The sequence below is a fragment of the Rheinheimera soli genome, from assembly GCF_031457405.1.
Taxonomy (GTDB): domain Bacteria; phylum Pseudomonadota; class Gammaproteobacteria; order Enterobacterales; family Alteromonadaceae; genus Pararheinheimera; species Pararheinheimera soli_A.
Map to the genome: position 1 here is coordinate 23031 of NZ_JAVDWR010000025.1, position 10766 is coordinate 33796.

Genomic DNA, 10766 nt, shown 5'->3' on the forward strand with positions numbered 1-10766 from the left:
TATGTCTTCTGCTAAACAAAAACAACCTTTATCCGATGGCCCGGACTGGAGTTTTGAGTTACTGGGGCAGTATCAGACCGAAATTGAACGGGTGGCCAAACTGTATAAACTGGATACCTACCCCAACCAAATTGAAGTTATTACTGCAGAACAAATGATGGACGCTTATTCCAGTGTCGGTATGCCTATAGGCTACAACCACTGGTCGTATGGCAAAAAATTTATCCAGACCGAACAAAATTACAAACGTGGTTTTATGGGGCTGGCCTATGAGATTGTGATTAACTCTAACCCTTGTATTGCTTATCTGATGGAAGAAAACACCATGACCATGCAGGCGCTGGTGATGGCACACGCCTGTTATGGTCATAATTCTTTTTTTAAGAACAACTACTTATTTCGCACCTGGACAGATGCTTCATCCATTATCGACTATCTGGTATTTGCCAAACAGTACTTAAGTCAGTGCGAAGAAAAATACGGCATCAGCGAAGTAGAAGATATGCTGGACTCCTGCCATGCGCTGATGAATTACGGTGTGGACAGATACAAAAGACCACAAAAGATTTCGATGGACGAAGAGCAAAAACGCCAGAAAGACCGTGAAGCTTATTTGCAATCTCAGGTGAATCAGCTGTGGAAAACTATTCCGAATAAAGGTGATTTATCTGCAGCACATGAATACCGTTTTCCGTCTGAGCCTCAGGAAAACATTTTGTATTTTATTGAAAAAAATGCGCCGCTGCTCAAACCATGGCAACGTGAAGTGGTGCGTATAGTGCGGAAAATTTCGCAGTATTTTTATCCGCAAAAGCAAACACAAGTGATGAATGAAGGCTGGGCGACCTTCTGGCATTACACAATTTTGCAGCATATGTATCAGGAGAATCTGGTGACGGATAAATTCATTCTGGAAGTGCTGCACAATCACACCAATGTGGTGTTTCAGCCGGAGTACCACAGCAAATATTATTCGGGTATTAACCCTTATGCTTTGGGGTACGCCATGTTTACTGATTTACGCCGTATTTGCGAACATCCGACAGAAGAAGATAAAGAGTGGTTTCCGGATATAGCTGGCTCAGACTGGCTGGAGACCTTGCATTTTGCTATGCAAAACTTCAAAGACGAGAGCTTTATCAGCCAGTATTTATCGCCCAAAATTATCCGCGATTTTCATTTATTTGCTATCACTGACGATGACAAAGAAAGCACTTTGGAAGTAGCAGCCATTCATAATGCTGAAGGTTATCAGCAGATACGCCAGACGCTGTCGGCTCAGTATAATTTAAGCAATATTGAACCTAATATTCAGGTGTATAGTGCAGATATCACAGGAGATCGCAGCTTAACCTTAAGATTTATTCCTAATAAACGTATTCCGCTGGCGGATAACTTCCAGCAAGTACTGAAGCACGTACACCGGCTTTGGGGCTTTAATGTTCAGTTGGAGCAACAAAACGAAGATGGCAGCGTAAAACTCTTAGGCAGTTGTCCAGTCTGATACCGGATCAGAGCCTTGGCTCTGATCCTCATATCGAAATTCATCCGATCAAACAGCATAATGTAGCTCACAACATAATACGGTATGGCAGCAAACTGGCCCTTGCTCAGTGTTTATTTTTCAGCTTTGGTAATACAATTGCGCCCTGCAGCTTTGGATTGATATAGGGCTTTGTCTGCCGCTTCTATCCAGTCCCGATACTCGTCCATTTCCTGATGAAACTCAGCCAAACCTATACTGACTGTTACCCGCAGTATTTGTTGATTAAACTCCACCGCCATAGCTTCGACGTTTTTACGTAAGCGTTCGGCGAAAAACATCGCCTGCTCTACAGTAGTGTCCAGCAGCAACACAGCAAATTCTTCTCCGCCATAACGCCCTGCCACATCGGTGCTACGCAGATTCTTTTTCACAGCGACTGCAACCTGCTGGATCACCGCATCACCAGCCGCATGGCCATAGGTATCATTCACCCGTTTAAAGTGGTCAATATCACACATCAGTAATGTACTGTGATGACCACTGCGTTTAATCCGCTTGTATTCATTGATCAGCGCTTCTTCCCAGAAACCTCTGTTATTTAAATTGGTCAGGAAGTCTGTTTTGGATAAAGTGCGTAATTGACCATTCATCGACTCCAATTCTAACCGGCTGACAGCCACGTCAGTGACATCATAAATAATCAGGCACAGGTGGGTCACTCTGCCCATAGTATCGCTCAGCGGGAATATAGTGCTGTTTTGGTACATGTATTCAGCAGAGCCAGTAATAGGACGGTAATTACGGAATTTAAAAATATAAGGCCGCTGTTCCCAAATGGTAAAAGCACGGTTTTTCAGTAAAATAACCGGATCACATTTGCGACGTAACCAGTCTTCATCTATTTCTGAGAATAAATCAAACAAATATCTGTCGCGCACCTGACGAGGTGTCAGGCCACTGTGATTTTCCATAAAGCCGTTCCACACCTGGATGCGGTAATCAGCAGACAACACCACCAGGCCAACGTCAACCGTTTGGAACATGTCCATCAACCAGTGGATTTCAGATACATCTACGCTGTTTTGTGACATTTAATCTTCCAGAAGGAATTCGACTTTATAATTCAGGGTTTTGATGCTGTCTTCAGTAAACAGCAGTAATAAGTCACAGCTGATATTATAGTTTTCAATACCATAGCTTATTTCTATCGCCAAAGTACGACGCCAGCGTCTGGCATTGGCTTTAATCAACTCGCTGACCGGGGCATGTTGGCCTAACACCACAGGATGCCCCTGACTGAAGGTCATATCAATTTGTTCGGCCAGACCTTTAAGCACAGCACCAATCAAAATATTTGCGATGTCCATCAAGAGTTCAAGCTCGACCTTAGTGGTCAGCTCACCGTTGTATTGCATTAACCGCGCTATATCAACAAAACTGGAATCATTTAAAATCAGTAGCGCTTCACCTGCCACACCACCGCCGATAAAGCCCTGACAGACGGCTGAGGTATTTTCCTTTTGCTCCACTGAGGCGATAGCCATATGTAATTCGCTGACTTCAATCACGTTTACATTGGGAATAGGCAGTTTGACAAAAACGTTCAGCAGGCGTGCCAACAAATCACCTGCCTGCCCCATGGCGACATTACTTAATTCCTGAAATACGTCTCGTAAGTCATTGGATAAAACAAAGGAGCCAGTGTTCCTGGCCGCAGAAGCCTTAGGTTCAGTTTTGGCTTCTTCTTGCTGCTCTACAGTTTTTTGCTCAACCAGCCCCAATACGTGATTCAGTTTTTGTTGATCCACAGGCTTTTTAATAAAATCCAAAGCACCGTAAGATAAAACCCGCTCACGCGCTTCCGGCTGAATATCGCCGGATACCACTATAGTTTTCACTTGGATCTGTTGCTGCTGAATGGCGGCAAGCACCTGATACCCATCCAGAATGGGCATATTTAAGTCGAGGAAAAGTAAATCTATAGGTTGACGCTGCAAAATGTCTAAAGCTTCGCCGCCGTGCCCCGCAAATTGAATATTTTGCTGCCACTGTGCAGGTAAAGCTCTTGCCATTTGTTTACGTGCAAGGTTGGAATCGTCACATATCAAAACTGCTGCTACCATTTACGGCTCACTTCACGTATTGTTATTTTCCAGTGTAGTCAGAAAGATGGCTCTGCGCTAACCCAGTGTAGTATCTGACAAAAAATAACCAACACCTACTATTTTTTTCATTTTTAACCGTATTACCAATCTGGGAGACACCCGAATGTCATTAAATTTGATAAAAACTATCATTTGTTGTCTGGCTATTAGCCCTGCTGTCTGGGCTGTCGATTTAAATGCACAACTACCAAGCCGTTTATCTGAAGTAAAAGCAGGCAATAAAGCGGTTGAGTTACAAGGTCATCCTGTGCAGCTGCAGCAACAGGCTCCGGATTTCAAAGTAGTAGACGACAAATTCAAAACAATTCAGCTCAGTGATTTTAAAGGCAAAACTGTGTTGATCAGTGTAGTGCCTAGTGTGGACACCGGCATTTGTTCACTGCAAACCAAAAGATTTAATCAGGAAGTCAGCAAAGTCTCAGAGGATGTGGTGATGATGACCATCTCTACCGACCTGCCATTTGCGCAAAAACGCTACTGTGCTCAGGAAAAGGTTGACCAGTTGATGGTGCTGTCCGACGCTGTCTGGCGCGATTTTGGCAGCAACTACGGCCTGTTGATCAAAGACATGGGGATCCTGGCTCGCGCAGTGTTAATTATTGATCCTAAAGGTAATTTGGCCTATCAACAGTTAGTACCAGCTCTGGCACAAGAACCGGATTATGCCCACAGCATGGCTGCCCTTGCACAAATTACCGGTAAAAAATCTTAATTTTTTTGCTTAGCCCTCTCTTGAAAATTTTCTAAGCGCACTTATCTATACAGCAGGTGGCCATCCGGCACCTGCTTAAATTGCTCGTTCAATTGAAGAGCAGAACAGATAAATTGCTTTAGAGGATTTTAAATATGCATACAGTAGATTTCAGCCCATTTTACCGCTCATTTATTGGTTTTGATCATTTAGCTAACCTGATGGATGCCGCTGCCCGCAACGAAAAGCAGCCTGCTTATCCACCTTACAATATTGAGGTGACAGGTGAGGATCAGTACCGCATTACCATGGCTATTGCCGGCTTTGATGAAGCTGAGTTATCCATTGAAACCGAACACAACAACTTAGTAGTGCGTGGTCAGAAAGCCGACAAAACCGAAGGTCGCCGTTTCCTGCATCAGGGCATAGCTGAGCGTAACTTTGAACGTAAATTCCAGCTGTCTGACTATATTAAAGTGACAGGTGCGCAGATGAGCCATGGCTTGTTGCATATTGAGCTGGTGCGTGAAGTACCTGAAGCATTAAAGCCACGCAAAATCAGCATCAATCAACAGCCAACAGTAAAAGTAGTACCACAACTACTGGATGAACCTTTAGCCCAGGTTAGCAATGGCTAAGCTAAACGCTGCATAAACTCAAGCAGAACAGAGTTCACCAGTTCTGCATCTGTAACGGGCCCCATGTGGCCCGTTTTTACAGTCTGAAACTCACAACAAGCTAAAGCATCAGCCAGCATTCTGGCCAGACGTTGTGCTGACAATTGGCTGTGCTCGCCACTGAGCAACAATACAGGGCAACGAATGGCGTCGGCATAATCAGCCAATTCAGCAGGCTCGCCACTTAAAGCCTCAAAATCAGCTGCCACTTTGCCCACCTGCCCTGTCAGCTTTTGTTGCATCAGGTGCGGTAAATTGGAGAAATAGCTATTGCCTTGCCAGTAGTCGATAAAAAGCGCTGTCGCATCTTTTGCACTGACCTTCAGCATCTGTTGGCTTAAGTGCTGAACTTGCTGGTACAAGTCTGGCTCTGCGTCTTTAAGCAAATGAAAAGCCACAGGTTCAAACAGCAGCACGGCTTTAAAAAGCTCCGGCCTGGTTCGGGCCATATGTAAAGCCACAGCACCACCAAAAGAGTGGCCAATCAGGATCACAGAGCCTTCTGGTTTCCCTTGCAACAATGGCCACAGATGGCTGGCTTCATCAGAGAGTCGCATAGGCCGTGGATAGCTGATGGTGTTGGTGCCGTAACTTATCAGATCCGGGTTCAGAACTTCATACTCTGCTTTCAGAGCCATTTTAAGGCTCTGCCATTGCCTCCCGCTGGATAAAGAGCTATGCAACATCAGCACTGTGGTCTGCATAGATCACTTCAGCAACAAAAATACAGCACCAACAATGAGTGCAGCAAAAGTCGAGATCATGCCTAAAAAACGTGGCACCGAAGTACCGCTGCTCAGCCATAAGCCAACAGCATGCAACACACGGCCTGCTAAAGTTAAACCAGCCACCAGATGCAATTGCCAGACCGGGCTTTGCTGTAGTTCCATTAAAGCCACCAGGATCAGCAGAAACGGCACATATTCGGCAAAGTTACCGTGCATCCGTATTGTTTGTAACAGCTGGGGTTCTTTGCCTGCGCCAAGACCCACACGGCACTTAAAACGTTGCCGTATCACCAGTACAGCTAAAACCACATAAATCAAAGCCAGAATGGCGGCATAAAAAGACGTAATAGCTAAAGTCACACTTACCAACCTTGAAGTTGTTGCAGAACTATCTGCTCAAATAAACGGATATGACAAGGAGAGTCATTCAGCGCTGACACATACTGATAACTTTCACCGCCTGCGTGCATAAAAATTTCTTTATTTTCTACTGCCAGTTCTTCCAGAGTTTCCAGACAGTCGGCCGCAAAAGCAGGGCTTAATACCTGCAGGTTTTTAATGCCTTTGCCTGGTAATTCTTCCAGTAATTGGTCTGTATAAGGCGTCAGCCACTGCTCTTTACCAACCCTGGATTGGAAGCTGACAATGACTTTTTCCGTCGGCCAGCCTAAATCAGCGGCCAAATTGGCTGCGGTTTCACGGCAATGTTGCTGGTACGGGTCGCCCAAACGCACAAAACGTTCCGGAATACCATGAAACGACAATAACAACGCTTCTGCCTGACCATATTTTTGCCAATGACTACGCACAGAACCCGCTAATGCAGCTCTGTAAGTCGGGTGATGGTGATAATGCTTATGAAAACGTATTTCCGGCAAATTGCGTGTTTGTTTAACAAAATCAGCGACCTGATCAGCAATAGCCGCTGTGGTCGTGGCTGAATACTGTGGATACAGTGGTAAAATCACAATACGTTTAACACCTGATGCGCAGAGTCGCTCTAAAGTACTGCCGATAGAAGGCTGGCCATAGGTCATGGCATAACAGACCTGAACTGGTGTTTCTGTCAGCTCCAGACGTTTTCCCAGAGCCTTTACCTGACGTTCGGTGATCACCCGAAGCGGTGAGCCTTCAGGCCACCAGATCGACTGATAAGCTTTGGCTACCTTGCGGCTGCGAAAAGGTAAAATAATGCCACGCAGTAAAGGCTGCCATAGAATGTCCGGGTAATCCACAACACGTTTATCAGACAAAAACTGCTTTAAATAAGCTTGAATCTCAGGGACTTCTGGGGCGGCCGGAGTGCCTAAATTCACCAGCACCACAGCATACTCGGATAAAGATAAAGCTAATTTAGTCATTATAGTCCTGTAGAAAAAAGCCCACTCTAAGTGGGCTTTACCGAAGCTTGAATGGGTTAGCCTAATAAGGCTTCAAGTTTTGCACTGACTTGCTCAACTGGCAAAGTCCCCACCATATAGTGGTACTGAGTGCGGCCCTGTTCAGCTTCTTTACGGTAGTAACCCACCAGCAGTTCAGTTTGCTCGTGATAAATACCTAAACGTTTGCGAACTGTTTCTTCTTTATCATCTTCACGGATCACTAAATCTTCACCCGTTACGTCATCTTTACCTTCCACTTTTGGTGGATTGTAAGTCACATGGTATACACGACCTGAAGCAGGATGCACACGACGGCCACTCATACGTTCGACAATCACATCATCCGGCACATCAAATTCAATCACATGATCAACCACTACACCATTGGCTTTCATTGCATCAGCTTGTGGGATAGTGCGCGGGAAGCCATCCAGTAAGAAGCCTTTGGCACAATCTTCTTTACTGATGCGTTCTTTCACTAAACCAATAATTAAATCGTCAGACACCAGCTGACCAGCGTCCATCACTTGCTTAGCAGCCAGACCTAAAGCTGTGCCTTCTTTAATAGCAGCACGCAGCATGTCACCGGTCGAAATTTGTGGGATCCCATACTTGTTCATCAGAAACTGCGCCTGAGTTCCTTTACCAGCACCCGGGGCACCCAACAAAATAATACGCATACAAAGATCCTCAATTAACCTGGGATTAATCCATTTGTTATAAGGGATGAATCTTTACATAATGTGCATCATCAGACAAGGAATTTGTCTGCTTGTCTTACCTGATCAGCCCAAGTCAAGCCTACTTTGGTAGGATAACTTGCTACAACAGCCGATTGGGCCATCTCCAGAGCGGAAATAGGACTGGCAGGCAAAAAAGTAGAATAAAGACTGTAAGCTATTCGACTAAGGTAGTGCATATTTACTAGGTTTCAACGGAATAACCAACACAAAGCGCTTGAGGTTAAATTGCATAACTGATGAAATAACAACCAGCAGACCATTCATTTAACTGCATGATTTAAATCAAATTTAAAACAAAAGCAGGCTAAATGAGCTTAACAGAATTGATTGAGATCAATAAAACAAAGAATTTCGTAGAGAAAGGCTTCGGAAGCACATAAAAAGTTCCGAAGCCCTGTTTTGCTCAGGCTTTAAATTGCAGTTGTTGAAGCAACTGCTTCTCGCCCCGTTGCAACACTTCAGCTTTATCACTCACCATCACCAGAATGGCTTTATGACTGCTGATACTACGTCCCTGGTATTTATCGTCGTGAAACTCTGCTTCAAAATCTAATGAGTTCTGTTTTGGTACCACAAAAACTGTCATCAGGCCTTGTTCAGTATCCAGCACCAGATGCAAAGAGCGGGTGCCACGAAAGTTACAGAAGTTGGCATAAACAACAGCATGGCCATTCTCAGCAAGGCTGGCGTCAAATTCAGCCAGTTTGGCGTTCACATCTGATAAAGACAAAGCCGTCGTCATATGTTGCATATAAGGCTCTTCATGGTACACATGAGCCAGAGAGTTTTCACCCAGGCTTTGCGAGCCATACATAAAAAATGACCAGTTCAGCGCAAAACCAGCTAAAAAAGCCACTGAAGCCGCTACAGCGATCAGATTCTGATAAAAACGTTTCTGCTGTTTCTGTTTGTGTTTGTGCTGCTGCATCAATAATGCATTTTCCAGATTTTTTGGCACTGGCGGACTTAACAGTTGTTTGATTTGCTGATCCAGCTTTAATACATCCTGGTGAAACTGCTGACTGTCAGGGTCCTGTTGCAACTGCTGCAATTGCTCGGCGTTTAGCTGATATGGGTCGGTCAGCAAGCGACGGCGAACTTCTAACTCATCCATTTTTTTGCTCCCTGACATGTCCATGGTTTAACAGATCCCGTAATTGCTTACGAGCGCGAAACAAGCGGGTATTGACCGTATTAAGATTCAGCATCAGCAATTGTGCTATTTCATCACCGCTAAAACCGCCGATAATCTGCAGGATTAAAGGTTCACTGTACTCTGCTTCCAAACTCTCAATTAGCTTCAGCAACTGCTGTTGTGAGTAGAGTTGCTCCGGACTAACCTGATGTTCATCCAGTAATAAATCCTGCTCCACCTCCTGATACTGAAACTGTTTACGCTCGAAACGCCTGGCGTTTTCATTGCGTAAAATAGTAAAAAGCCAGGCTTTAGCTGACGCTTCGTCTTGCAGCAGATCAATACTTTTCCAGGCTCGCAAGTAGGTATCCTGTACCAAATCTTGCGCTATATCAGCGCTACGACAAATCCAGCAGCTATAGCGATATAAATCGGCATGGTAGAGACGAACCAGCTGCATATAACTATGCTGCCGCTGTTCTTTCTCCGATAGTTGCTTTTTTGCCACTACTTTGTCAGTGGACCACCACATTCGTTTTTTTGTCCTTGTCGCTAAGAGCCCTGTGTCCGGCAGTTCTGTCGGTTCTGGCTGCTCACTATAGGACATAGACTGAAGAAAACTCAAGGCGCCAACTCCTGTGCTGTGATCACTTGAGTGGCTCTGCAACTGAGCCAATAATCCAGACTTAACCAGCGCCCTGCTCCATAAATAACTAACACCAGCAAGATCACAAAGTAAGTTGCGGCAAACTCAATACCGTTATTGAGCACGACAAACTTGCCACTGGAGATCAACCAGTCGTAATCAGGTTGTTGCTGCAAGATTTCACTGGCTTTGGCCAGCTTGTCCGGAGCTGCCATCACAGCTTCATTCAGGAAGAGAGTACCATCAGCAAGCCAGCTGGATGCATCAGCTATAGCCAGCCAGCCGTTTTTTGCATGCACAGTCAGCATAGCCACCAACATGGTAATACTTAATCCCAACGCTGTGATTCGGGTCAACACACCCAATAGCAAAGCAAAACCACCTCCAAGTTCAACCAAAATCACCAGCGCTAACAACATAGCTGGCGCAGGCAAACCTAAACCCCAGTCCGGATTGGCGAACCAGCTTAGGGTACTGTCAAAGTTTTGTAGCTTAGTCCAGCCGGCCTGCATCATCACAGGGGTCAGGTAGAGCCTCAGCAATAACAAAGGAATAAAGTCCAGTTGCTGTAGTTTAACTACTACGTTCTGGTAAAAAAGAATGCTGTGTTGGATCACAATCAGGCTCTGCATACTATGGTTGTGATAAGAGACAGGGCAACAGCGGGAAATCTTTCACTTGTACATAAAAAATTACCCGGAGCAATTTTTAACAACGCGAAGCGTTGGCCCTGCAGGGTGAGCGCCATGGATGGCTGCGAATAAAAAATTGTCAGGATCAATTTTTAACAATACAAAGCATTGGCCCAAAGGGTGAGCGCCACGGATGGCTGCGAATAAAAAATTGTCAGGATCAATTTTTAACAATACAAAGCATTGGCCCAAAGGGTGAGCGCCACGGATGGCTGCGAATAAAAAATTGTCAGGATCAATTTTTAACAATGCAAAGCATTGGCCCAAAGGGTGAGCGCCATGGATGGCTGCGAATAAAAAATTGTCAGGATCAATTTTTAACAATGCAAAGCATTGGCCCAAAGGGTGAGCGCCACGGATGGCTGCGAATAAAAAATTGTCAGGATCAATTTTTAACAATGCAAAGCATTGGCCCAAAGGG

Annotated in this window: 13 protein-coding genes; 3 read left to right on the forward strand and 10 right to left on the reverse strand. The window is 45.0% G+C overall.

Features of this window, described 5'->3' with window-relative positions; genetic code table 11:
• Window position 1 precedes the first annotated feature (1 nt).
• The gene (locus tag J2W69_RS19420; RefSeq protein WP_310281620.1) at window positions 2-1504 is read left to right on the forward strand and encodes a SpoVR family protein; all 1503 of its coding nucleotides are present in this window, start codon (window positions 2-4) and stop codon (window positions 1502-1504) included.
• A 113-nt stretch (window positions 1505-1617) separates the two neighbouring features.
• Here the strand turns inward: J2W69_RS19420 and J2W69_RS19425 are convergent, their stop codons facing one another.
• Entirely contained in the window at window positions 1618-2577 is a 960-nt protein-coding gene (locus tag J2W69_RS19425; protein WP_310281622.1) for a sensor domain-containing diguanylate cyclase, read from the reverse strand.
• The gene (locus tag J2W69_RS19430; protein ID WP_310281624.1) at window positions 2578-3609 is read right to left on the reverse strand and encodes a response regulator; all 1032 of its coding nucleotides are present in this window, start codon (window positions 3607-3609) and stop codon (window positions 2578-2580) included.
• A 145-nt stretch (window positions 3610-3754) separates the two neighbouring features.
• Here J2W69_RS19430 and tpx point away from each other — a divergent pair, with 145 nt between their 5' ends.
• Together tpx and J2W69_RS19440 are read left to right on the forward strand one after the other, a co-directional pair.
• Complete coding sequence (tpx, locus tag J2W69_RS19435; protein ID WP_008899280.1) at window positions 3755-4363, forward strand: thiol peroxidase; 609 nt, start codon at window positions 3755-3757, stop codon at window positions 4361-4363.
• A gap of 134 nt (window positions 4364-4497) precedes the next feature.
• Window positions 4498-4980 carry an Hsp20 family protein gene (locus J2W69_RS19440; protein ID WP_310281626.1) on the forward strand — a complete coding sequence of 161 codons (483 nt, stop codon included), beginning with the start codon at window positions 4498-4500 and terminating at the stop codon, window positions 4978-4980.
• Here the strand turns inward: J2W69_RS19440 and J2W69_RS19445 are convergent.
• From J2W69_RS19445 to J2W69_RS19480, 8 genes are all read right to left on the reverse strand, one after another.
• Window positions 4977-5723, reverse strand: a complete 747-nt coding sequence (locus J2W69_RS19445; protein ID WP_310281628.1) for an alpha/beta fold hydrolase — start codon at window positions 5721-5723, stop codon at window positions 4977-4979. The two genes, J2W69_RS19440 and J2W69_RS19445, sit on opposite strands and share 4 nt — an antisense overlap.
• Before the next feature lie 3 nt (window positions 5724-5726).
• Window positions 5727-6107 (reverse strand): MAPEG family protein, encoded by a 381-nt coding sequence (locus J2W69_RS19450; RefSeq protein ID WP_310281630.1) that lies wholly within the window; start codon window positions 6105-6107, stop codon window positions 5727-5729.
• A gap of 2 nt (window positions 6108-6109) precedes the next feature.
• A complete protein-coding gene (hemH, locus tag J2W69_RS19455) occupies window positions 6110-7108 on the reverse strand; it encodes a ferrochelatase (protein ID WP_310281632.1) in 999 nt (332 codons plus the stop codon).
• Window positions 7109-7164: 56 nt separating this feature from the next.
• Window positions 7165-7809, reverse strand: a complete 645-nt coding sequence (gene adk / locus J2W69_RS19460; RefSeq protein ID WP_310281634.1) for an adenylate kinase — start codon at window positions 7807-7809, stop codon at window positions 7165-7167.
• A 466-nt stretch (window positions 7810-8275) separates the two neighbouring features.
• A complete protein-coding gene (locus J2W69_RS19465; RefSeq protein WP_310281636.1) occupies window positions 8276-8986 on the reverse strand; it encodes a DUF3379 family protein in 711 nt (236 codons plus the stop codon).
• The gene (locus J2W69_RS19470; protein WP_310281638.1) at window positions 8979-9539 is read right to left on the reverse strand and encodes a sigma-70 family RNA polymerase sigma factor; all 561 of its coding nucleotides are present in this window, start codon (window positions 9537-9539) and stop codon (window positions 8979-8981) included. Before J2W69_RS19470 ends, J2W69_RS19465 begins: the two co-directional genes overlap by 8 nt.
• Window positions 9540-9628: 89 nt before the next feature.
• Window positions 9629-10270, reverse strand: a complete 642-nt coding sequence (locus J2W69_RS19475; RefSeq protein ID WP_310281640.1) for an HvfX family Cu-binding RiPP maturation protein — start codon at window positions 10268-10270, stop codon at window positions 9629-9631.
• A gap of 75 nt (window positions 10271-10345) precedes the next feature.
• A complete protein-coding gene (locus J2W69_RS19480) occupies window positions 10346-10744 on the reverse strand; it encodes an NHL repeat-containing protein (protein ID WP_310281642.1) in 399 nt (132 codons plus the stop codon).
• Between the last annotated feature and the right edge of the window lie 22 nt (window positions 10745-10766).

Excerpts from the sequence above, each read along its gene's own strand:
- J2W69_RS19420 (WP_310281620.1), top strand. The coding sequence starts at position 2 with ATGTCTTCTGCTAAACAAAAACAACCTTTATCCGATGGCCCGGACTGG.
- J2W69_RS19425 (WP_310281622.1), bottom strand. The coding sequence starts at position 2,577 with ATGTCACAAAACAGCGTAGATGTATCTGAAATCCACTGGTTGATGGAC.
- J2W69_RS19430 (WP_310281624.1), bottom strand. The coding sequence starts at position 3,609 with ATGGTAGCAGCAGTTTTGATATGTGACGATTCCAACCTTGCACGTAAA.
- tpx (WP_008899280.1), top strand. The coding sequence starts at position 3,755 with ATGTCATTAAATTTGATAAAAACTATCATTTGTTGTCTGGCTATTAGC.
- J2W69_RS19440 (WP_310281626.1), top strand. The coding sequence starts at position 4,498 with ATGCATACAGTAGATTTCAGCCCATTTTACCGCTCATTTATTGGTTTT.
- J2W69_RS19445 (WP_310281628.1), bottom strand. The coding sequence starts at position 5,723 with ATGCAGACCACAGTGCTGATGTTGCATAGCTCTTTATCCAGCGGGAGG.
- hemH (WP_310281632.1), bottom strand. The coding sequence starts at position 7,108 with ATGACTAAATTAGCTTTATCTTTATCCGAGTATGCTGTGGTGCTGGTG.
- adk (WP_310281634.1), bottom strand. The coding sequence starts at position 7,809 with ATGCGTATTATTTTGTTGGGTGCCCCGGGTGCTGGTAAAGGAACTCAG.
- J2W69_RS19465 (WP_310281636.1), bottom strand. The coding sequence starts at position 8,986 with ATGGATGAGTTAGAAGTTCGCCGTCGCTTGCTGACCGACCCATATCAG.
- J2W69_RS19470 (WP_310281638.1), bottom strand. The coding sequence starts at position 9,539 with ATGTGGTGGTCCACTGACAAAGTAGTGGCAAAAAAGCAACTATCGGAG.